This window comes from Pantoea eucalypti (genome assembly GCF_009646115.1).
Lineage (GTDB): Bacteria > Pseudomonadota > Gammaproteobacteria > Enterobacterales > Enterobacteriaceae > Pantoea > Pantoea eucalypti.
In genome coordinates this window covers 574,844-595,134 of the sequence record NZ_CP045720.1, presented here as the reverse complement: position 1 = coordinate 595,134, position 20,291 = coordinate 574,844, and the positions used below count along the sequence as shown (strand labels likewise).

Here is a 20,291-nt window from a genome sequence, read left to right as displayed (position 1 = left end):
ATGCCGCGACGGTCTGAAAGCCGCTCTATCTCCCGGTCTTCTTTGAACTTTTTACTATCGGTGTCTATGCTTAAGCGAGAGTCGATTCTGAGCACCCGCAGGCACAAGATCGCGCAGGTGATGAGGAGTCAGGTCGCAATGGAAGGTTCAGGACCGATGAAATATCAAGTATTGATGGGCATTGCTCTGTTTTCGCTATCGGGTTCGCTGCTGGCAGCAGAATCGCTGTGTGAGCAGAAAGAGCAGGATATTCAGCGTGAAATTGGGATGGCGCAAAAGCATAACAACCAGCGCCGGGTTAATGGTCTGGAGCGCGCGCTGACCGAAGTCCGGGCAGATTGCAGCGATAAAAAGCTTGAAGCCGCCCATCTGGAAAGAATTAACGCCCAAAAGCAGAAAGTTGCAGAGCGTGAGCACGCACTCAGGGAAGAGCGTGAAGAGGGCCATGACAGGGAAAAGATTGCTAAGCGACAACAAAAACTGGATGAAGCGCGCCGGGAACTGAAAAAGTTACAGGCGGAGCCCTATTAATTGGAATTAACCAACTGATGTTAAAGGAGTATTTTATGTCTAAAGACACATCATCGGAACATTTGCGTGCTGAACTGAAAAACCTCGCCGATACCCTGGAAGAAGTACTGAGCAGCAGTACTGAAAAATCCAAAGGTGAGCTGGATAAACTTCGCAGCAAAGCGCGTGATGCGCTGGACAGCTCACGTGAACGTCTGGGCGAATCAAGCGAGCGCATTGCTGCGACTACGCGTGAAGCGGCACAGAGAGCTGAAGGCTATGTGCGTGAAAATCCATGGCATGGTGTGGGCATCGGTGCAGCGATTGGCGTCGCACTGGGCATGCTCATTTCGCGTCGTTAACTATGGCTGACTCACAGCACAACCACGGCCCGGCTAAAGGGGTCATTAACATCGGCCAGCGTATTGTGACCACGCTGGTTGGCATGGTCGAGACGCGTGTTCGTCTGGCAGTGGTGGAACTGGAGCATGAGAAAGCTAACCTGATTCAGCTGCTGTTGATGGTTGGCCTGACAATGCTGTTCACTGCATTTGGTCTGATGAGCCTGATGGTTCTGATTATCTGGGCAGTAGATGCACAGTACCGTCTGATGGCCATTGGCATCACAACCGGCACACTGTTCCTGCTGGCGGTCATTCTGGGACTCTGGACACTTCACAAGTCGCGTCAGTCAACGCTGTTACGCCATACGCGTAAAGAGCTGGAAACTGATCGTAATTTGCTTGAGGAACAACGCTGATGAGCCGCCGCGAGCGTGAAGAACGCATCCATGAACTGCTTAAGCATGTGCAGCAGCAGCGGCTGGATTTAAGCGCTGCGCGGCGTGACTGGCTGGAAGGGACCGCCCATTACGATCGTGGCTGGTTTACTTTCCTCAGCTTACGTCGCTATCTGGCGATTGGCAGCAGCGCGCTGGCCGTCTACTCCATTCGTAGTCCCAGTAAGCTCTTACGCTGGGCCAAACGGGGATTCGGTGCCTGGAGTACCTGGCGCATGATTAAATCGGCTCTGCCACCGCGTTAATTTTGTTAATAGCCGGTCCTGAAAAGGCCGGCTTTTCTTCATCAGATTTTCTGAAAAACACAGACAGTATATCTCGCTTACAACCTTTCCACTCCGCGATTATCATCTCCAGCCATCAACCCAATGAACGCAGTAGTGCTTTCAGCGGGCATAAACCCTGCGGGCAGTTTGCCCTGCATTCCTGATAGCGCTGGAGTAGATGATGAAAAAATTCGAAGATGTCGGTTTATTAGTGGCTCGCATCCTGATGCCAATCCTGTTCATTACGGCCGGCTGGGGCAAGATCACCGGTTATGCAGGTACTCAGCAATATATGGAAGCGATGGGCGTCCCTGGCTTTATGCTGCCGCTGGTTATTCTGCTGGAGTTTGGCGGCGGTCTGGCCATTCTGTTTGGTTTCCTGACCCGTTTCACTGCCCTGTTCACTGCAGGCTTCACCATCCTGACCGCGTTTCTGTTTCACAGTAACTTTGCCGAAGGTGTGAATCAGTTGATGTTCATGAAAAACCTCTCTATCGCGGGTGGTTTCCTGGTGTTAGGTCTGGTGGGTCCAGGCGCATACAGCATTGATCGCCTGATCAGCAAAAGAAAACCACAGACGATTGCGCGCTAATCTCACATAAAGCGTAATGCCACATATACTTAGCAGGGCGGGGAAATTACCCCGCCCTGTTTGCATTGGAGCCACTATGGGACAGTTAATTGACGGTGTCTGGCATGACACCTGGTACGACACCAAATCCACTGGCGGACGTTTCAAACGTTCAGAGTCGGCTTTTCGCAACTGGGTCACGGCGGACGGTAGCGCCGGTCCGGTGGGCAAAGCGGGATTTGCTGCTGAGCGCGATCGCTATCATCTTTATGTCTCGCTGGCCTGCCCCTGGGCGCACCGTACGCTACTGATGCGTCAGCTGAAGGGTCTGGATAGCATGATCGACGTCTCCGTGGTGCATCCGTTGATGCTGGAGAACGGCTGGACCTTCGATGACACCTTTCAGGATGCGACGGGCGATAAGCTCTATCAGAACGAGTTCCTTTATCAGCTCTATTTGCATGCTGACCCGCAGTACAGTGGCCGTGTAACCGTGCCGGTATTATGGGACAAGCAGCAGAACACCATCGTCAGCAATGAATCGGCTGATATCATCCGCATGTTCAACAGTGCGTTTGATGCGGTCGGTGCCCGTGCCGGTGACTACTATCCGGTAGCGCTGCGCGAGAAGATTGATGAGCTGAATGGCTGGATCTACGATACGGTTAATAACGGCGTGTATAAATCGGGTTTTGCGACGTCGCAGTCCGCGTACGATGAGGCAGTGACTGCGCTGTTCCATTCGCTGTCGCGACTGGAGCAGCTCCTGGGCCAGCATCGCTATCTTACCGGTGATCAGCTGACCGAAGCGGATCTGCGTTTGTGGACCACGCTGGTGCGCTTTGATCCCGTCTATGTGACTCACTTTAAGTGCGATCGCCACCGGATCAGTGATTACAGAAACCTGAGCGGTTTCCTGCGTGATATCTATCAGATGCCGGGCATTGCAGAGACAGTCAATCTGCCGCATATCCGTCACCACTACTATTGCAGTCACAAGACCATTAACCCGAACGGCGTGATTTCGCTTGGGCCAGCGTTTGACTGGGATGAACCGCACGGCCGCGGTTAAGCTGCATTCGTATAGCGCCACAAAGCAAAAACCCCGCCGAAGCGGGGTTTTTGGTAAAAAATCGACGCTGACCGGTAAGCCACGTTCTTTTCATAGAGAGCGTCGTGGACAGTCATTCATCGCTGCCTGCACATAGCCCGCAAAAGCAAAAACCCCGCCGGAGCGGGGTTTCTGGTAAAAAGTCGAAGCTGACCGTTAAGCCGCGTTCTTTTCATAGAGAGCGTCGTGGACAGTCATTCATCGCTGCCTGCACATAGCCCGCAAAAGCAAAAACCCCGCCGGAGCGGGGTTTCTGGTAAAACGTCGACGCTGACCGTTAAGCCGCGTTCTTTTCATAGAGAGCGTCGTGGACAGTCATTCATCGCTGCCTGCACATAGCCCGCAAAAGCAAAAACCCCGCCGGAGCGGGGTTTCTGGTAAAAAGTCGACGCTGACCGTTAAGCCGCGTTCTTTTCATAGAGAGCGTCGTGGACAGTCATTCATCGCTGCCTGCACATAGCCCGCAAAAGCAAAAACCCCGCCGGAGCGGGGTTTCTGGTAAAAAGTCGACGCTGACCGTTAAGCCGCGTTCTTTTCATAGAGAGCGTCGTGGACAGTCATTCATCGCTGCCTGCACATAGCCCGCAAAAGCAAAAACCCCGCCGGAGCGGGGTTTCTGGTAAAAAGTCGAAGCTGACCGTTAAGCCGGGTTCTGTCGTGGACAGTCATTCATCTAGGCCAGCAATCGCTCACTGGCTCAAGCAGCCTACCCGGGTTCAGTACGGGCCGTACCTTGTGAACCCCTATTTGGCCTTGCTCCGGGTGGAGTTTACCGTGCCACGAACTGTTGCCAGTCGCGCGGTGCGCTCTTACCGCACCCTTTCACCCTTACCTGATCCCATTTCTGGGCCATCGGCGGTTTGCTCTCTGTTGCACTGGTCGTAGGCTTGCGCCTCCCAGGCGTTACCTGGCACCCTGCCCTATGGAGCCCGGACTTTCCTCCCCTCTGCCCGTCTCCCCACAAGTGAGGACGACGACAAAGCGGCGACTGTCTGGTCAGCTTCGGCGCGGGATAATAGGACATCCGAAGGCATTTGTCACGCCTCTTGCTGCTCCAGCGCATACTTATAAAGGGCATTCTTCTTTACGCTGTGGATCTCAGCGGTCAGCGCAGCCGCGCGCTTCAACGGCAGCTCTTTCTGCAACAGCGCCAGCGTACGCAGCGCATCGGCCGGTAACGCATCGTCATCGTCAACCTTGTGCCCTTCAACAATCAACACCATCTCGCCTTTGCGACGATTTTCATCTTCTTTGACCCAGGCCAGCAGCTCGCCGACCGGCGCACCATAAATCGACTCCCAGGTTTTGGTCAGCTCACGAGCCAGCACAACGTAGCGCTCAGGCCCCAGCTCACTCACCATATCCTGCAGGCTGTCGATTAAACGATGGGTTGATTCATAGAAAATCAGCGTGCGTGGCTCCTGCACCAGTGCTCGCAGGGTATCGCAACGGCCTTTGGTTTTTGCGGGCAGAAACCCTTCGTAACAGAAACGATCGGATGGCAGTCCTGCGGCGCTCAATGCGGCAATGGCGGCACAGGCGCCCGGTAGCGGCACTACACGAATGCCCGCTTCACGGCAGCGGCGCACCAGATGGTAGCCCGGATCGTTAATCAGCGGCGTGCCAGCATCGGAAACTAAGGCTATGCTTTGACCCTCTTGCAGCTTCGTCAGCAGCAGCTCAGCCTTATGCTGCTCGTTGTGGTCATGAAGTGAGAAGAGTCGCGCATTGATGGCGAAATGTTGTAGCAACAGCCCGGTATGACGTGTATCTTCCGCAGCGACCAGATCGACGCTCGAAAGCACCGTCAGCGCCCGCTGGGTGATATCACCCAAATTACCAATCGGGGTTGGAACGATGTAGAGCGTGCTGGCAGAAATCTCTGCCCGATCGAGTTGTTTCATTGTTTCATCCGAATTGCCGATTTAATATTGAGCATCTTGAAAAAAACATCACTGGATACAGTATGCTTCCTTCAAAAGTCGTTCGTCATAAAGCAGGACGCTTTCTGCCTGTCATTCTTGCAGGGCTGATTTTAGCCGCATGTAGCGGTCAGGCGCCGCAAACCTCAACCGTCAATATTCAGGGGCCAGCCACCGCCAGCTCCGCTTACTATCTGCAGCAAGCGCAGCAAAGCAGCGATGATAGCAAGACCGACTGGCAATTACTCGCAATCCGCGCCCTGTTGAAGGAAGGAAAGTATCCCGAGGCCACTCAGCAACTGAGTCAGTTGCCGCAGCAGCTCTCTGAGACGCAGCAACAGGAATCTCTGCTGCTGAAAGCGCAGTTGTTGATTGCCCAGCAGAAATCCAAAGACGCTGAACCGCTGTTAGCAGCGGTAAAGACCAGCGCACTGTCGCAGGATCAGCTGGCGCGTTACTACAGCCTGCAAATTGCCAGCGCGCAGGGCCGCCCTTCACTCTCACTGCTGCGCAACTATATTGCTCAGGAACCGCTGCTGAAAGACGCCGATCATCAGAGCAATATTGACGCTACCTGGCAGACCCTGACGCAGATGTCGCCACAGGAAGCCAGCAACCTGGTGATCAATGCCGACGAAAATGTGCTGCAGGGCTGGCTGGATCTGCTCGCGGTCTGGCGTGCTAATGCCCAGGATGCAGAAATGCTGAAGTCCGGCATCAAAGACTGGCAGACTCGCTATCCGCAGAACCCGGCGGCCAAAACGTTACCGACGCAGCTGAGCCAGATGCAGAACTACACCAAAGCCTCTACCAGCATCATCGCGCTGCTGCTGCCGCTGAATGGCCAGGCACAGGTGTTCGCGAATGCCATCCAGAAAGGCTTTAACGACGCGAAGAACGGCGTATCCGCGCCGGTCGCACAGCCTGCGGCAGCAACTGCCCAGCCCGCCGCTGCGGATGCAACAGCCAGCGCGCAACCTGCCGCCGCTGCGGGATCGTCTGCCGATCCGATCAGCGCACCGCAGCAGTCTGCTACCACCACACCACAGCAACAGCCTCAGTCACAGTCACAGCCTCAATCTCAGCCTGCCGCCGCCGCACCGGCCAGCAGCGCTCAGATCAAGGTCTATGACACCAGCAGCCAGCCGATTGAGCAGGTGATGCAGCAGGCACAGCAGGATGGCGCCACTATCGTGGTTGGCCCACTGCTGAAGAGCAACGTTGAGAAGGTCGCCAACAGCCAGACACCCTTAAACGTGCTGGCGCTCAACGAGCCGGAAAAGATCCAGAACCATCCGAATATCTGCTACTTTGCGCTTTCTCCTGAAGACGAAGCACGCGATGCCGCGCACCATATCTGGGACCAGGGCAAACGTCAGCCGCTGCTGCTGGTTCCGCGCAGCGGCCTTGGCGATCGCGTGACAAACGCTTTTGCACAGGAGTGGCAGACGCTGGGTGGCAGCACCGTCATGCAGCAGCGCTTTGGCTCGACCGCTGAGCTGAAACAGGGCATTAACAGCGGCGCGGGCATCAGCCTGTCAGGTACGCCGGTCAATGCGGCACCTGCTGAGCCGCAGGGCGTTTCCATTGCGGGCCTGACCATTCCGGCACCGCAACAGAGCACGCCTGATGTGGTCAGCACCAGCAGCGGCGGTGGCATCGATGCGGTCTACATCGTCTCGACCCAGGATGAACTGCAGCTGATCAAACCGATGATCACCATGCGCACCGGCAGTCGCAGCAACATCTCGCTCTACGCCAGTTCGCGCAGCGCGCAGGCTGGTGCCGGCCCGGACTTCCGGCTTGAAATGGATGGCCTGCAGTTCAGCGATATTCCGCTGCTCTCCGGCAGCAATCCTGGCCTGATGCAGCAGACATCGAAGTCATTCAATAATGACTACTCGCTGGTGCGCCTCTATGCCATGGGTATGGATGCCTGGACGCTGGCGAACCACTTTAACCAGATGCGCCAGTCACCTGGCTTCACGCTGGATGGCAATACCGGCAAGCTCAGCGCCGACACGGATTGTGTGATCAACAGGAAGTTGACATGGAATCAGTATCGCCGGGGCGAAATCGCACCGGCCAACTAAATCGCCGTCAGATTGGCGCCGGACATGAAGAAGATGCCCGGCGCTATCTGGAGCAGGCTGGCCTGATATGGGTCGCCAGTAATGTTCACTTTCGCAATGGTGAACTTGACCTGATTATGCGTGACGGGCACTGTTGGGTGTTTGTTGAAGTCCGCTACCGACGCGATGCGCGTTATGGTGGCGCGCTCGCCAGCGTAACCCGGAATAAACAACAAAAGCTGCTGCGCGCTGCCGCTCTCTGGCTGGCGCAACGCGGCGGCAGTTTTGAAACAGTGAATTGCCGTTTCGACATCATCGCCATTACCGGCACGGCGCTCGAGTGGCTGCCGAATGCCTTTAATGCAGACGTTTAGAACCAGGTGGTCGTGTGCAGGAAAGAATTAAAGCGTGTTTTACCGAAAGTATTCAGACTCAGATTGCCGCAGCCGAGGCGTTGCCCGATGCCATCTCCCGCGCGGCCATGACGCTGGTGCAGTCGTTATTGAATGGCAATAAAATCCTGAGCTGTGGCAACGGTGCCTCATCCGCCAATGCCCAGCACTTCGCCGCCAGCATGATCAATCGTTTCGAGACCGAACGCCCCAGCTTACCGGCGCTGGCGTTAAGTGCCGACAACGTGATGCTGACCGCGATTGGGAATGATCGTCTGCACGATGAGATCTATGCCAAGCAGGTACGCGCGCTGGGACACGCAGGTGATGTGTTACTGGCCATCTCGACCCGTGGCAACACCCGTGACATCGTTAAGGCCGTAGAAGCAGCGGTGACACGCGATATGACTATCGTTGCGCTTACCGGGTATGATGGCGGAGAGCTCGCCGGACTGCTGGGTCCGCAGGATGTGGAAATCCGCATTCCGTCGCACCGCAGCGCCCGTATTCAGGAGATGCATATGCTCACCGTGAATTGCTTATGCGATCTGATCGATAACACTCTCTTTCCCCATCAGGAATGACTGAAGGAGCACGAATGAAAGCATTGAATGCTATAGCTATTCTGTTAACCGCCATGCTACTGCAGGGCTGCGTGGCGGTCGTCGCTGGCGGCGCAGCTGTTGCCACCAAAACGGCCACGGATCCCCGCTCGGTGGGTACACAGGTTGATGACGGCACGCTGGAGCTACGCGTCACGAACGCGCTGGCAAAAGATCAGCAGATTAAAACCGATGCCCGCGTTGTCGCCACCGCCTATCAGGGCAAAGTGCTGCTGACCGGTCAGGCGCCTTCGCAGGAGATCGCCAATCGTGCCAAACAGATCACCATGGGCGTTGATGGCGCAACCGAGGTCTATAACGAGATCCGCATCGGCCAGAAAGTGACGCTGGGCACCACGTCGTCAGACACCTGGATTACCACCAAAATCCGCTCGCAGCTGTTGGGCAGCGATCAGGTGAAATCCTCCAACGTGAAGGTGACGACGGAGAATGGCGAAGTGTTCCTGCTGGGTCTGGTGACACAACAGGAAGCGCAGGCCGCGGCTGATGTCGCCAGCCGCGTCAGTGGCGTGAAACACGTCACCACCGCCTTTACCATGCTGAAGTAACACGCTAAAACGCAAAAAGGCGGCTATGGCCGCCTTTTTTATTGCCCGATTTTCAGACCGGAATATCGATGACCAGCGCGCGGGTCGCGGTTTTCGCCTTCAGCTGCAACAGCTTCTCTTCCTGCAAAAACGCACCATCGCCACAGCCCAGCTTTTCCTGATGATCCGTGCCGGACATCGCCTCCAGCGAACCATGAATTGACTGCAGATAGGCGCGTGGCCCCTGTATCCGCAGCGAGTGCTGTTCGCCCGGCGCCAGCTCAACCTGATGAATCCACACCTGCTGACGCAACTGCAGACTGTCATCTATCCCATCCGGCGAGGCGATCAGCTGAGACAACCGGCCTTCCGTCAGGGCAATCTTTTGCATCCGCGGATTTTCGCGCTCAGGACAGGCTGACAGCCATAGCTGCATACGTGTCAGTGGACGATCTTTGCTCAGGTTAATTTCGGTGTAACTTACCCCCTGCTGGGCAGAGAGCAGCAGCGCCTCTCCTTCCCGCACGCTGATGGTGTTGCCTTCGCTGTCGCGGTATTCAGCTTCACCCTGCAGCACGATGTTCAGCACATCGACCTGAGGATAGGTACGCGGCTGAAAAGCCGCACCCGGTGCCAGCACTTCCTGGTTCAGAACACGCAGCGATGCGTAACCCATCAGTTTAGGATCAAAATAGTGGCCAAAAGAGAAACTGTAACGCCCCTGCAACCAGCCGAAATCGGCCTGACCACATGCGGACGCACTGCGTGTCGTTATCATTATTTACCTCCGGCATCCGGTGACGAGGATCGGCCACGGACTTTATGCACCCATGGTAAAAGTCTGGACGCCGGATTGTTAGCCAGTTAATCTGCCCGGCATGTTCAAATTTCCTGACAGAGAACCGGGATGGCCAAAGAGCGTGCATTAACCCTTGAATCTTTACGCGTTATGGATGCGATTGATCGACGTGGCAGTTTTGCAGCAGCAGCAGATGAACTGGGGCGTGTCCCTTCAGCCCTCAGCTACACCATGCAAAAGCTGGAAGAGGAGCTGGATGTGGTGCTGTTTGACCGCTCCGGTCACCGCACTAAATTTACCAACGTGGGACGCATGCTGCTGGAGCGTGGCCGGGTACTGCTGGAAGCGGCCGATAAGCTCACCACCGATGCGGAAGCGCTGGCGCGTGGCTGGGAAACCCATCTGACCATCGTTACTGAAGCGCTGGTGCCCATTGATGCACTGTTTCCGCTGGTGACAAAGCTGGCTGACAAAGCCAATACACAATTTTCGCTGGTTACCGAAGTATTGGCAGGCGCGTGGGAGCGGCTGGAACAGGGCCGTGCCGATATCGTGATCGCCCCCGATATGCACTTCCGTGCCTCCACCGAGATCAATACCCGTAAGCTCTACACCATGATGAGTGTTTACGTCGCCAGTGCTGACCATCCAATCCATAACGAGCCTGAACCTCAGTCTGAAGTGACGCGGGTGAAATACCGGGGCATTGCAGTGGCAGATACCGCGCGTGAGCGCCCGGTGCTGACCGTGCAGTTACTGGATAAACAGCAGCGCCTGACCGTAAGCAGCATGGATGATAAGCGCCGTGCCCTGCTGGCGGGGCTGGGTGTCGCAACCATGCCCTATTCACTGGTGGAGCAGGATATCGCGGAAGGCCGTCTGCGCGTGGTGAGTCCGGAATACACTCGCGAGGTTGATATTATTATGGCGTGGCGGCGCGACAGCATGGGCGAAGCCAAATCCTGGTGTCTGCGCGAGATCCCCCGCCTGCTGGCGAAGAAAAACTAAAAGCCTATGGCCGACTCAGGCAATCCATCGCCACCGCCCTGAAGCAGGTGAAATCGGTGCAGTCCCGCAGCCGGGTCATCGCCCTTTCACGCAGGAACGTCACAAACAGATCGTATATCGCCATCGCCTCTTCATATTCACTTTTGCTGATCGCCAGCAGGAAGATGACATAGGCGGTATCGTCTCCCCAGGGAATACCGTGTGGGGCCAGCACGGTATAGACCACGGTTTTCTTTGCCAGGAGTCCCAGCGAGTGCGGCAGCGCAATGCCTTCGCCCAGCATCGTGCTGACAATCGCTTCACGCTCTTCGACCGACGGATAGAACGCCTCATCCACAAACCCCTCCTCCTGTAGCTGATCGCTTAGCTGGCGGAACAGCTCAGACCGGGTCGTCGGCTGGTCGACAATATGAAAGTGCTGGGCATCAAAAAATTTCGCCAACATATAGGGCCGCGTACGATCGACCAGCACCAGCTTGCCAATCTGCTCCAGCTGAAAACCGGTGGGAAACGGTGACATCACCACCACGGGTTTCTCTTTTTCGCTGAGCCGGATGGTTGAGATGACAAAATCTTCGTCAATGCGACTGCGCGCCTCATACTCGCGCTGTGACAGTCGGGCCGTGACCTGCAACTGCGGATATTTCCGCAGCAACATCGCTTCAATCATGCGCAGCGTGGAGTTACCGCTGTCGCACACCAGCAGCACCTGTGGATGACGCTGATAGCCCACGTCATAGTGGCGCTCCAGTCCGACACCAATATGCAGCACCAGAAAGCCAATCTCATTCTCGGTAATGACGTAAGGCGTATATTTCCCCCAGCTGGTCACCGCCGCCAGGGTGACATCATAGGCCATCGGATAGTGCTGCTTGATGTTGCTGAGCAGCGGGTTAGGGATGTGAATCTGATAGCGCACCCGGGTAATCATGGTTTTGATGTGGGTAAGCAGATCGGCTCGCAGCTGTTGATCGTTTTGCAGATTGAAGTTGTAGTGCGTGTTGATAAAGCTGAGCAGGTAATCCACCAGCGCGTCGGCATCATCGGCATTGATGGCGCTGGGAGCGATCGCCTGAATGCGCCGCGCGGCAATGTTAACCCGCAGCCAGTTTTCTTCAGCGGGTGAAATTGGTTTGCTGACCAGTGGACGCATCAGATTAATCAGCTGATGTGCCGCTTCACGCACCTCATCGCCAATCTCCTCAGCACCGGGATCGTTAAGCGGATAACCTTCGCTGATGCGACGCACAGCAACGGCGCAATAGAGCCGCAGATAGCGCTCGCCCTCATCACTGAGGCGAATGTTGTGCTGCGCAAAACAGCTTTGCAGCAGCGGACGCAGCGTCTCCAGCATGCCGCTGTTCAGCGCTTCAATAGTCAGCAGCGGACTCTCTGGCATCGCCTGATCGATTTGCCATAACAGGTCGGTGAGACAGGTCCGAATCGCCACTTCGCTGCCAAATAGCTTCATGCCGTAGTGCGGTTTACTCTCAATGGTGAGGTGATAGCGACCCAGCCACTCGCGCACCTCTGCCATATCGTTCTGCAGGGTCGCGCGGCTGACAAACCACTCTTCCGCCAGCTCTTCAAGTTTCAGTGAATAGGCAGCGGTAAGAAAACGGGTCAGGAGGTAGCGAACCCGGTCCTGCGAGGTACGCGGCACCCGCAGCGGTGAGGCAGTATGCTGCTGCAGATGCTGAAAGCGCTGAGCATCCTCGATCTTCAGCTGATAACCCGCGCCACGGCTCAGGATAAACTGCGCACCATGATCTGCCAGCAGCGCATTCAGCGCCGTAATATCGGTACGCACGGTGCGTGTCGAGACAGCAAAACGCCGCGCCAGCTCATCCTGAGGCAGCGTTTCGTTTTGCAGGGCATCGAACAGTTGCGCAAGGCGCTGATTGGGAAATCTCACAAGCGTTACCTGTTTGCTGGCAGAGAGTGAAAACTTCAGCCTACGGCGTTCGTCACGCAACGTCCATGCTGCACGATCTGCCTGTCAAAGGCAGATCGTGTCGATCACCGGGCCAGTACTGTTTTACAGATGGCCAGCAGCTGCTTCACATCGTCAATGCGGGTCTCTCCGCTGGCTTTGTCAATGATCGAACTGTAGACGTGCGGGATCACTTTGCTGACGCCCGCGTCCAGCGCAATGCGCACGATCTCGCCGACGTTTTCCAGATCGATGCCGCCGGTGGGCTCCAGCCAGAAATCCTGTTTTGCACAGGCTACCGCCACAGCGCGGTACTCATCCACCGCCTGCAGACCCCCCATCGGGAAATATTTCACCGAGCTGCCGCCCATATCCTGCAGCATCGCAATCGCCGTTTCGATGGACACAATCCCATCCTGCCGTTTTGCGCTGCGCGGTCCGGTAGAAATTTTTACCTGACCTGGCGTGCCGGTTGGCGAGACCAGACCGTTCACAATAGTCTGTGACTGACCCAACAGCGCACGACTGGTGGCGACACCGGTAAAGACCTGATTCACATGCTGCGGTTGCAGCACCGCCGAAATCTCACTGACCATCTGTGACTGATTTGGATCGCCCGCGCCCAGGCCCACCGAGAGTGCATTATCGATCAGCGCAGCATATTCACGCATATCAGCGATAGCGGCGTCATTGCTGGTGTAGTTTTTTGACAGCACGCCGACCAGCACGTGCCCTTCTGCTGCCTGCCAGATAGCGCGCGCATTCTCTTTTGATCCCGCAAGGACGTTAAGGCAGAGACGATCCTGATAAAAATTAGGTGTCAGCGTCATGCGTGTTTCTCCCCGTTTAACAGTGCCTGAATGCGGGTAAAAATAGTGTGCAGTTGATCGGCGCTGACGCTGCGCACATCCGCTTCAATGATTCCTTCGTTGGCTTTATAGCCGCGGAAATAGATCGCTATATCGCCCTTTTTCAGCGCCTGCACCAGATCGCCGGTGCGTTGCTGGATCGCGGCTTCATCGAACTTAATTTCAGCGCGGGCGATATCGCGTCCGGCACTGTCCCACACGACGCGGGCTGTCACGCCGTTCAGGCTGTTAAGCTGTTCAATAAACGGCGTCATTTTTTCCACCATCTGCGCGCCGCTGATTTTTGGCTGTGACAGATAATTTTCAATCGCCTGGGTCAGCCCCAGAATCCCCTCTTTGCCCACTTTCATTGCGCGGCCAATGCCGTTGGTCTGGCGTTTGACCCACTCAACGTAGTGGTGTCTGCCAATCACCAGCCCGCTGGTCGGCCCTTCAATCGCTTTTGCGCCGCTGTAGATCACCAGATCGGCGCCCGCCTGGTAGTAGCATTGCAAATCCTCTTCTGCTGCCGCATCGACGATAAGCGGGAGGCCATGCTCACGCGCAACCGTCGCGGCCTGCGCCACATCAAGATGGCTCTTCTGTACGCAGTGGTGCGATTTCACATAGAGGATCGCCGCCGTCTGTGGCGTGATCGCCGCCGCCAGCTGGGCAGGTGAGCATTCGTTGCTGTAACCCGCTTCCACCAGTTGCCCGCCACCCAGCGCCACCATGCTGCCGACCGGCGCGCCATAGTTCACGTTGTGCCCTTTCGGCACCACAATCTGGTGCGGAACGGTCAGCGGCGCGGCGTGCAGGTTATCCACCAGCCAGTCGTTGTCTTTTACAATCACCGCCGCCACGCACTGGGCGATTCCGGCCGAGGCGCAGGAGACCACCAGCGCGTTCTCCACTTTCAGCAGACCGGCGATATACGCACCGGTCTTATCCACCAGATCTTTCATTTCGAAGTAGTGATCGAGGCCATACTTCACCGTATCGACCACGTCACTCGATGGGGTCGATACGCCGAGGATCGTCATACGGCCAGAGGCGTTAATCACCGGCTTCAGGCCATACTTTTCATAAACCGAGGTCATGCGCTATTCCTTCTTCAGTGGCGATCCACGTACCAGCGACCACCGCCGCCAGCGGAACCAGTTGCTTCTCACCGGCGACCTCTTCACCTTCGGAATCGATAAAGGGCCGGGTTTCCTCTTTGATGCTAAAAACAGTCAGATCGGCGTCGTAGCCGACTTTCAGCTGGCCTTTACGCAGCAGGCGCAATCCGGCGGCCGCGTTTATCGTCACGCAGTCGATGACCTGCGGCAACGTCATGCCGACGCTGAAAAATTTCGACATCACATGCGCCAGGCTGTGAACCGGCCCGGCCAGACGATTGCGGCAGTAAATGTCAGAGCTGATGGTGTCGGGCAGAATGCCCTGCGCAATCGCCACCCGGGCGACCTCAAAGCTGAAGCTGGCGCTGCCGTGGCCGACATCAAGTTTTACGCCGCGCGCAATGGCATGTTTAACCGCTGCTTTGAGTTCACCCTGCGGCGTCAGAATGCGGTTGGGTTTGCCATTAAAGCAGTGCGTGATGATGTCGCCCGTGGTGAGCAGATCGGCAATCTGGTCAAGATTGGGCGGATTATTGCCAATATGAACCATCAGTGGCAGACCGCCGCTCGCCTGTTGAATAGCCTTCGCTTTTATCAGTGGCTGGACGCCGTTCTGACCGACCACGCTGCTGCTGATGCGCGCCTTAAGGCCGACGATAAAATCCGGCAGTCGCGCTACAGCCTGCTTCACCGCCTCCCCGTCGATCTGCGTCATGTCGGCCAGCTCATTCTGAGTGACGATGCCGGTGCGGGCGATATTAATCAGCGCATACACCTGGGTCTGTGCTGCGCGCGTCAGCTGGTAGAAATCATCGATGTGCTCTGCGCCGGTGCTGCCTGCATCGACCACCGTGGTGACACCGTGCGCTACGCCAATCGCGTCCGCTTCATCATGATAAAGGGGAGATTTGGGATAGCAGTGAACGTGGGAGTCGATCCAGCCCGCACTGAGGTAGAAGCGAGCCGCCAGATCGCGCTCGCGCCGTGCCGTGCCCTGCACGTTGCCCACGGCGGCGATGCGGCCATCCTGCAGCGCAATGTCGACCACCTGCTCATCGCTAAGGCGCGCATTGCGGATAATCAAGTCGTACATGGTTTCTCCTTAACGGCAGCCCGCTGCCGGGCTGCCGGTGAGATCAGAGAGCAATCGGGAACAGCGCACCCAGGATCATCGCGCCGAGAATCGCACCGCCGGTGATCGGCTTGTTCCAGAGATAGAACAGCAGCGCACCCAGCAGCGAACCCAGACCAATCGGAATCGAGGCCGCCATGGCGGACAGGATAATCAGCGGACCCAGAAAGCGCCCTGAGGCATTACCGGCTCCCATCATCACGTCTGCGCCGTAGGTGGAGTCGCTCTGATTGATGGTGAATTTACGCGCCAGAATAATCAGGTAGCCAATCGCCACACCAATCACCAGGCCCGTCACCAGCGAGGCCGCAAAATTCGCTACCGGAAAGACGATGCCCGCGCCCAGCAGCAGTGCCGGCACGCCCAGGCCGACGCCGGTCTGAATCGCCCCGCCGATATCCAGAATGCCCACCAGTGAACCTTCAATAATGCGGGCAAACAGGAAACTGGCACCAAAAGCGGCGACTGCGCCGTAGACGCCGGTCTCCATGCCTGCGCGCAGCATCGACACAAATGCCACCTCGTTGAACGCGCCGATGCCGTAGAGGTAATACATGTGCGTCCCGGCAAAGACGCCCGAGGAGAGCAGGCCAACAAAGATCGGGAAAGACCAGTCGGCATACCAGAAGCCTTTATTTTCGTTCATCGCATCGCCTCTTATTTGCCGCTGACTGAGTTGTGGATCATGTCGAGCCAGCCGGGAATGCCGAGCTGGAAGGACTGCAACAGCTTCATATCGAAACCACGGAAGAAGCCGCTCAGCACAAACAGCAGCACGATAGCGGTCATCATCACTTTGGTAACCCGATTCCAGCCGCTCTCTTCCACCCCTTTGCCGATCAGGATACCCAGCACCAGCCCAGGCACGGCATTGCCCATGATTAGCTGTGCCAGACCGCCAAAAATGGTGGCCCAGAAGCCTGACTTTTTACCTGCGTCGATTGCTGCCAGCCAGAAGATTACCGGCATCACCGTGTTCACCAGCAGGTTAGCGGCGGGCACCAGCACTTTGACTGCGGTAACCTGCAGCGCTGCGGGAACAGCTGACGCGGTAGAGTTGAGAAAGGCAACGACGATCATGCCGATAATGCCGCAGGCGATGGCCATTTTTTTCGGGTCGTGCAGCGTCTCTGCCACATTACGATTCTTCACCATCAGCGCGGCCGCGCCCCAGTTTGGGATGATGCGGTGATCGACATCCTGCGTGAATGAACCGGCTGCAACCGACGATGCCCAGGCATTGAAAAAGAAGCCAAGACCAAAGGAGAAATGAGAGGCCGGATCGCCTTCGCACGAGTTCAGCTCGCCCAGCGTACGAAAGGCGCCCATGCCCTGGGTGGTGGGCGCGTGGAACATGCGTGCAGCACCCGCCCCCACACCCACACCGACCAGTCCGCCAATGATCAACGACTTAAACAAAATGATTAAAAACATGTTGTTGTACCTTGTTGTCGTTTTTACCCATCCTGCCTCAGCGCCCGCGTCGCTCCGGTCTTAGCGTCGCGCTATCGCGACAGCTGAGATTCGGTTCAGTAGCGGGCTGATGTAAACAGGGTCTGTTTTACGATGCCGCCGTAAACGTCACCCGTTCGGTGTCGAAAACGGTGACGCTGACAGTGATCTCCAGGGTGACGCTGAAGCTTCGCCGCTGACGTGCCAGAAAGAAGAAGAGAAACTTCTCGGTTTTTACGCTCTCCTGCGCGCACAGCACCCGGACATCCTGCGGTTCGATGCGCAGCAGAATTTTTTGCGTCGCGCGCAGAACCTGGTTTTGCACCCGACTCAGCGCGTCTGCAAAGGCTTTCGCTTTGGTATCGCCTTTGCCTTCGACCGTCACCTGAGTAACGTATTGTTCTTTCATAATCAGCTGCCGTGCTTCTTGTTCCAGGCCTGCACCAGCCGCTCGCCTAACTCTTCTTTATCCATGAAACCAAAACCCAGTACCGTGGCACCTTCATTAATGGCGGTGACGCCCTCATCGATAGAGCGCATACCATGCTTTGCTTTGTAGCCATATTTGTTCTGGGCGGTAATGGCGCCAGCGCCGCCGCTGCCGCAGAAGGAGATACCGAAATCGGCATTTTCTGCCTTCATCACGTCACCCAGTTTCATATCAGCCGCCACACCGGGTACCACAACAGCACGGCCACCCGCTTTTTCGATGCCAATAGCCACTTTCTGGCCTTTACCTAAACGATCGCCAATCACTACTGTTACCATGTTGTCTTCCTCTCTAGTTGTTGGATCGCGCGACTTCAATATGCACTGACAGCAGCCAGGCCTCTTCCCGGGGCAGATTGCCAAACAGATCGACCACCTGCTGCGCCAGTGCCACGGTTTCCGGTGGAATATCTTCAAACAGCTCCGCTTCCACGTCCGGCAGCGGCTCTCCGCTCAGCGAGCGTGACGCCATGGCGCCGACATGGGATTGCAGCATCTGCTGCTGGACCGCGTTGGGCTGAATGCCATGCTGCTGATAGAGCGCCGCAATCTGCGTCATTACGCTGTCAGCCAGTTGCTGCACTTTCTCCGGTGACGCTTCATACACCGGGACGCCCTTATTGCTCACCTTGCTACTCCTGTTAAATCGGATAATTCGCGTTAAAAATAAATTAACGGTCATCACCCCGACTGTGGAGAGGCAACATTTCCAGCAGTAAGTGGAAATTGACGTGAAGGTTGTGCGTCAGATCGCAGCCTGCACGCTTAGTGCGACAGGCGTCGCATAATGCGCAAAATGCGGGTTTTAACAGGTAAAGACGACGATGTTGTGCGGCGACAGGCGCGTTGCAAGAGGCTTTACGGCGCGGTAATAAGCAGAAGTGATGGTAAAAATCGCCGGTCAGGGTGACCGGCGATCTGATTAACGGAATTTCTTATGGTTGGTATTGCGGATGTCATCAAATTTAGCAGCTTCGCGCTTAGCGCCATCCACGTTGTTGGCTTTCGCCAGTGCACTGACCACGTCGATCTGCGCAATCAGCGAATCGAGGCCCGCCTGATAATCTTTGACCTGCGCGCTGTCAGCAGGCTGACCTTCCAGCTTATCCGGCGTTGATTTTTTGGCATCCTGCGCCGCGGCACGCATTTTGGTTAACGCCTGCTGCATCTCCTGAGCATTGTCACTTTTCTTGACGATTTTCAGGTTCGCATTCAGCGTGTCCATATCCTTTTCCAGATCCGCCGCATAGAGGCTGACGCTGGAGAACAACAGAGAAGCCGACAACATTGCAATCACATGCTTACGCATCATTATTTCCTTTTTATTGTGATGAAAAAAAAGCAGCCTGCAGGCTGCTTCAGAAATCCATCTTATTGTCCCGCTATTTTCATCTCAGGCAGTAACACGGAACCGCACTGGATATTACTGCGGGTTTCAATATCGTCACCAATGGTCACCATGTTGCGCCACATCTCTTTGAGATTTCCGGCGATAGTGACTTCGCTGACCGGGTACTGAATAACGCCATTCTCGACCCAGAAACCGGCTGCACCGCGTGAGTAGTCCCCAGTAATGGCGCTGACGCCCTGGCCCATCAGTTCAGTCACCACTAATCCGGTGCCCATCTGCTTCAGCAGTTCGTCAAAGCTGTGGCCCTGGCCCGCAATGCGCCAGTTATGGATGCCACCAGCATGACCGGTGCTGGTCAGGCCCAGTTTACGGGCTGAATAGCTGGTCAACAGCCAGGTCTGCAGCACACCATCTTTGATGATGTCGCGCGCCTGAGTCCGCACCCCTTCGCTGTCGAATGGCGTGGAGGCGAGCCCTTTCAGCAGATGCGGCTGCTCATTAATAGTGAGCCACTCCGGCAGGATCTGCTGCCCCATGGAATCCAGCAGGAAGGTCGATTTACGGTACACGCTGCCACCGCTGATCGCGCCCACCAGATGACCAAACAAGCCGGTCGCCACTTCAGAAGCAAAAATCACCGGGGCTTTCATGGTCGGCAGTTTACGCGGAGCCAGACGGGAGAGCGTACGGCGTGCGCACTCTGCACCCACCCACTCCGGGCTTTTCAGATCCTCAAACGCACGGCCAATGGTATAAGCGTAATCACGCTCCATATTGCCATCCTGCTCGGCAATGACGCTGCTGGAGAGCGAGTGGCGGCTTGAGCAGTAGCTCTGCAACATACCGTGGCTGTTGCCAAAGACTTTGATGCCGACGTGGCTATTGAAACTGCCCCCTTCGGTGTTCGTAATACGCTTGTCTGCACGCAGCGACGCCTGCTCCGCCTGTGCCGCCAGTTCAATGGCGCGGTCGGCGTCAATCTCCCACGGATGGTAGAGATCCAGGTCCGGCGCATCATACGCGAGTAACTCCGCGTCAGCCGGGCCGGCAAACGGATCGGGCGAGGTGTAGCGCGCAATATCAATCGCCGCCTGCACGGTGCGTTTGATGGCGTCCGGACTGAGGTCGGTCGATGAGGCGCTGCCTTTACGATTCTGATGATAGACGGTGATGCCCAGCGCACCATCGCTGTTGAATTCGACGTTTTCCACTTCGCCATAGCGGGTGCTGACCCCGATGCCGGTAGTTTTACTTACTGCCACTTCCGCGCTGTCAGTGCTTGCTTTAGCCAGTTCAAGTGCCTGCGCAATGGCCTGCTCCAGGACTTTTCGCTGTTCTGCAACCTGAGTAGATACGTTCATCGAC

24 protein-coding genes and 1 other RNA gene are annotated in these 20,291 nt (G+C 56.3%); 11 read left to right on the top strand and 14 right to left on the bottom strand.

Going from position 1 to position 20,291, the window contains the following annotated elements; genetic code table 11:
- The first annotated feature begins 156 nt into the window (after window positions 1-156).
- The 6 genes from EE896_RS02890 (at window position 157) to EE896_RS02865 (ending at window position 3,218) form a co-directional block, all read left to right on the top strand.
- Window positions 157-531, top strand: coding sequence for a DUF1090 domain-containing protein (locus EE896_RS02890; RefSeq protein WP_033743157.1), 375 nt, complete (start codon window positions 157-159; stop codon window positions 529-531).
- A 35-nt stretch (window positions 532-566) separates the two neighbouring features.
- Window positions 567-872 (top strand): ElaB/YgaM/YqjD family protein, encoded by a 306-nt coding sequence (locus tag EE896_RS02885; protein WP_003850224.1) that lies wholly within the window; start codon window positions 567-569, stop codon window positions 870-872.
- Window positions 873-874: 2 nt separating this feature from the next.
- Window positions 875-1,270, top strand: coding sequence for a phage holin family protein (locus tag EE896_RS02880; RefSeq protein WP_003850226.1), 396 nt, complete (start codon window positions 875-877; stop codon window positions 1,268-1,270).
- Complete coding sequence (locus EE896_RS02875; RefSeq protein ID WP_033733988.1) at window positions 1,270-1,554, top strand: YqjK-like family protein; 285 nt, start codon at window positions 1,270-1,272, stop codon at window positions 1,552-1,554. Before EE896_RS02880 ends, EE896_RS02875 begins: the two co-directional genes overlap by 1 nt.
- A gap of 202 nt (window positions 1,555-1,756) precedes the next feature.
- The gene (locus tag EE896_RS02870; protein ID WP_110410973.1) at window positions 1,757-2,167 is read left to right on the top strand and encodes a DoxX family protein; all 411 of its coding nucleotides are present in this window, start codon (window positions 1,757-1,759) and stop codon (window positions 2,165-2,167) included.
- 76 nt (window positions 2,168-2,243) lie between these two features.
- A complete protein-coding gene (locus tag EE896_RS02865; RefSeq protein ID WP_008925771.1) occupies window positions 2,244-3,218 on the top strand; it encodes a glutathione S-transferase family protein in 975 nt (324 codons plus the stop codon).
- A gap of 664 nt (window positions 3,219-3,882) precedes the next feature.
- Here EE896_RS02865 and rnpB read toward each other — a convergent pair.
- An RNA gene (rnpB, locus tag EE896_RS02860) (RNase P RNA component class A) lies at window positions 3,883-4,261 on the bottom strand.
- Between the two features lie 33 nt (window positions 4,262-4,294).
- Entirely contained in the window at window positions 4,295-5,161 is an 867-nt protein-coding gene (gene rsmI / locus EE896_RS02855) for a 16S rRNA (cytidine(1402)-2'-O)-methyltransferase (RefSeq protein WP_140916445.1), read from the bottom strand.
- Window positions 5,162-5,223: 62 nt separating this feature from the next.
- Between rsmI and EE896_RS02850 the strand changes: the two genes are divergently transcribed.
- Genes EE896_RS02850 through dolP form a run of 4 tightly spaced genes read left to right on the top strand, consistent with a single transcriptional unit; the run spans window position 5,224 to window position 8,814 of the window.
- Window positions 5,224-7,272, top strand: coding sequence for a penicillin-binding protein activator (locus EE896_RS02850; protein ID WP_140916444.1), 2,049 nt, complete (start codon window positions 5,224-5,226; stop codon window positions 7,270-7,272).
- Window positions 7,230-7,625, top strand: coding sequence for a YraN family protein (locus EE896_RS02845; protein WP_140916443.1), 396 nt, complete (start codon window positions 7,230-7,232; stop codon window positions 7,623-7,625). Before EE896_RS02850 ends, EE896_RS02845 begins: the two co-directional genes overlap by 43 nt.
- A 14-nt stretch (window positions 7,626-7,639) precedes the next feature.
- Complete coding sequence (diaA, locus tag EE896_RS02840) at window positions 7,640-8,227, top strand: DnaA initiator-associating protein DiaA (RefSeq protein ID WP_003855538.1); 588 nt, start codon at window positions 7,640-7,642, stop codon at window positions 8,225-8,227.
- A gap of 14 nt (window positions 8,228-8,241) precedes the next feature.
- A complete protein-coding gene (gene dolP / locus EE896_RS02835; RefSeq protein ID WP_008925774.1) occupies window positions 8,242-8,814 on the top strand; it encodes a division/outer membrane stress-associated lipid-binding lipoprotein in 573 nt (190 codons plus the stop codon).
- Window positions 8,815-8,866: 52 nt separating this feature from the next.
- On the opposite strand, the gene EE896_RS02830 is transcribed toward dolP, so the two are convergent.
- Window positions 8,867-9,571 carry a pirin family protein gene (locus EE896_RS02830; RefSeq protein WP_003855536.1) on the bottom strand — a complete coding sequence of 235 codons (705 nt, stop codon included), beginning with the start codon at window positions 9,569-9,571 and terminating at the stop codon, window positions 8,867-8,869.
- Between the two features lie 129 nt (window positions 9,572-9,700).
- Between EE896_RS02830 and EE896_RS02825 the strand changes: the two genes are divergently transcribed.
- Window positions 9,701-10,600: a LysR family transcriptional regulator gene (locus EE896_RS02825; RefSeq protein ID WP_003855535.1), complete on the top strand. Its 900-nt coding sequence runs from the start codon at window positions 9,701-9,703 to the stop codon at window positions 10,598-10,600.
- A gap of 4 nt (window positions 10,601-10,604) precedes the next feature.
- Here the strand turns inward: EE896_RS02825 and EE896_RS02820 are convergent, their stop codons facing one another.
- The 11 genes from EE896_RS02820 to pmbA form a co-directional block, all read right to left on the bottom strand.
- Complete coding sequence (locus EE896_RS02820; RefSeq protein ID WP_003855534.1) at window positions 10,605-12,515, bottom strand: BglG family transcription antiterminator; 1,911 nt, start codon at window positions 12,513-12,515, stop codon at window positions 10,605-10,607.
- 104 nt (window positions 12,516-12,619) lie between these two features.
- Complete coding sequence (gene dagF / locus EE896_RS02815; RefSeq protein ID WP_078805005.1) at window positions 12,620-13,363, bottom strand: 2-dehydro-3-deoxy-phosphogluconate aldolase; 744 nt, start codon at window positions 13,361-13,363, stop codon at window positions 12,620-12,622.
- A complete protein-coding gene (locus tag EE896_RS02810; RefSeq protein ID WP_039659410.1) occupies window positions 13,360-14,481 on the bottom strand; it encodes a DgaE family pyridoxal phosphate-dependent ammonia lyase in 1,122 nt (373 codons plus the stop codon). The genes dagF and EE896_RS02810 overlap by 4 nt, the downstream gene beginning before the upstream one ends.
- Entirely contained in the window at window positions 14,465-15,595 is a 1,131-nt protein-coding gene (locus EE896_RS02805) for an amidohydrolase/deacetylase family metallohydrolase (RefSeq protein WP_110410969.1), read from the bottom strand. Before EE896_RS02805 ends, EE896_RS02810 begins: the two co-directional genes overlap by 17 nt.
- 43 nt (window positions 15,596-15,638) lie before the next feature.
- Window positions 15,639-16,280: a DUF4310 family protein gene (locus tag EE896_RS02800; protein ID WP_008925779.1), complete on the bottom strand. Its 642-nt coding sequence runs from the start codon at window positions 16,278-16,280 to the stop codon at window positions 15,639-15,641.
- Between the two features lie 11 nt (window positions 16,281-16,291).
- Entirely contained in the window at window positions 16,292-17,068 is a 777-nt protein-coding gene (locus EE896_RS02795) for a DUF4311 domain-containing protein (RefSeq protein WP_008925780.1), read from the bottom strand.
- 127 nt (window positions 17,069-17,195) lie between these two features.
- Window positions 17,196-17,495 carry a DUF4312 family protein gene (locus EE896_RS02790; RefSeq protein WP_003855530.1) on the bottom strand — a complete coding sequence of 100 codons (300 nt, stop codon included), beginning with the start codon at window positions 17,493-17,495 and terminating at the stop codon, window positions 17,196-17,198.
- 2 nt (window positions 17,496-17,497) lie between these two features.
- On the bottom strand, window positions 17,498-17,854 hold the full coding sequence (locus EE896_RS02785; protein ID WP_003855529.1) for an SFCGS family glycine-rich protein: 357 nt from the start codon (window positions 17,852-17,854) through the stop codon (window positions 17,498-17,500).
- Between the two features lie 13 nt (window positions 17,855-17,867).
- A complete protein-coding gene (locus EE896_RS02780) occupies window positions 17,868-18,203 on the bottom strand; it encodes a glycine dehydrogenase (RefSeq protein ID WP_003855528.1) in 336 nt (111 codons plus the stop codon).
- Window positions 18,204-18,497: 294 nt separating this feature from the next.
- Window positions 18,498-18,884: a cytochrome b562 gene (cybC, locus tag EE896_RS02775; protein ID WP_003855527.1), complete on the bottom strand. Its 387-nt coding sequence runs from the start codon at window positions 18,882-18,884 to the stop codon at window positions 18,498-18,500.
- 62 nt (window positions 18,885-18,946) lie between these two features.
- On the bottom strand, window positions 18,947-20,287 hold the full coding sequence (gene pmbA / locus EE896_RS02770; RefSeq protein ID WP_003855526.1) for a metalloprotease PmbA: 1,341 nt from the start codon (window positions 20,285-20,287) through the stop codon (window positions 18,947-18,949).
- Window positions 20,288-20,291: the final 4 nt, after the last annotated feature.

What these genes read in the sequence shown, in the direction of transcription:
- EE896_RS02870 (WP_110410973.1), top strand. Translation starts at nt 1,757, where the DNA reads ATGAAAAAATTCGAAGATGTCGGTTTATTAGTGGCTCGCATCCTGATG.
- EE896_RS02845 (WP_140916443.1), top strand. Translation starts at nt 7,230, where the DNA reads ATGGAATCAGTATCGCCGGGGCGAAATCGCACCGGCCAACTAAATCGC.
- EE896_RS02790 (WP_003855530.1), bottom strand. Translation starts at nt 17,495, where the DNA reads ATGAAAGAACAATACGTTACTCAGGTGACGGTCGAAGGCAAAGGCGAT.
- EE896_RS02785 (WP_003855529.1), bottom strand. Translation starts at nt 17,854, where the DNA reads ATGGTAACAGTAGTGATTGGCGATCGTTTAGGTAAAGGCCAGAAAGTG.
- EE896_RS02880 (WP_003850226.1), top strand. Translation starts at nt 875, where the DNA reads ATGGCTGACTCACAGCACAACCACGGCCCGGCTAAAGGGGTCATTAAC.
- EE896_RS02890 (WP_033743157.1), top strand. Translation starts at nt 157, where the DNA reads ATGAAATATCAAGTATTGATGGGCATTGCTCTGTTTTCGCTATCGGGT.
- cybC (WP_003855527.1), bottom strand. Translation starts at nt 18,884, where the DNA reads ATGCGTAAGCATGTGATTGCAATGTTGTCGGCTTCTCTGTTGTTCTCC.
- EE896_RS02865 (WP_008925771.1), top strand. Translation starts at nt 2,244, where the DNA reads ATGGGACAGTTAATTGACGGTGTCTGGCATGACACCTGGTACGACACC.
- pmbA (WP_003855526.1), bottom strand. Translation starts at nt 20,287, where the DNA reads ATGAACGTATCTACTCAGGTTGCAGAACAGCGAAAAGTCCTGGAGCAG.
- EE896_RS02810 (WP_039659410.1), bottom strand. Translation starts at nt 14,481, where the DNA reads ATGACCTCGGTTTATGAAAAGTATGGCCTGAAGCCGGTGATTAACGCC.
- EE896_RS02885 (WP_003850224.1), top strand. Translation starts at nt 567, where the DNA reads ATGTCTAAAGACACATCATCGGAACATTTGCGTGCTGAACTGAAAAAC.
- EE896_RS02800 (WP_008925779.1), bottom strand. Translation starts at nt 16,280, where the DNA reads ATGAACGAAAATAAAGGCTTCTGGTATGCCGACTGGTCTTTCCCGATC.
- dolP (WP_008925774.1), top strand. Translation starts at nt 8,242, where the DNA reads ATGAAAGCATTGAATGCTATAGCTATTCTGTTAACCGCCATGCTACTG.
- EE896_RS02825 (WP_003855535.1), top strand. Translation starts at nt 9,701, where the DNA reads ATGGCCAAAGAGCGTGCATTAACCCTTGAATCTTTACGCGTTATGGAT.
- EE896_RS02875 (WP_033733988.1), top strand. Translation starts at nt 1,270, where the DNA reads ATGAGCCGCCGCGAGCGTGAAGAACGCATCCATGAACTGCTTAAGCAT.
- EE896_RS02830 (WP_003855536.1), bottom strand. Translation starts at nt 9,571, where the DNA reads ATGATAACGACACGCAGTGCGTCCGCATGTGGTCAGGCCGATTTCGGC.
- EE896_RS02795 (WP_008925780.1), bottom strand. Translation starts at nt 17,068, where the DNA reads ATGTTTTTAATCATTTTGTTTAAGTCGTTGATCATTGGCGGACTGGTC.
- EE896_RS02805 (WP_110410969.1), bottom strand. Translation starts at nt 15,595, where the DNA reads ATGTACGACTTGATTATCCGCAATGCGCGCCTTAGCGATGAGCAGGTG.
- rsmI (WP_140916445.1), bottom strand. Translation starts at nt 5,161, where the DNA reads ATGAAACAACTCGATCGGGCAGAGATTTCTGCCAGCACGCTCTACATC.
- dagF (WP_078805005.1), bottom strand. Translation starts at nt 13,363, where the DNA reads ATGACGCTGACACCTAATTTTTATCAGGATCGTCTCTGCCTTAACGTC.
- EE896_RS02850 (WP_140916444.1), top strand. Translation starts at nt 5,224, where the DNA reads ATGCTTCCTTCAAAAGTCGTTCGTCATAAAGCAGGACGCTTTCTGCCT.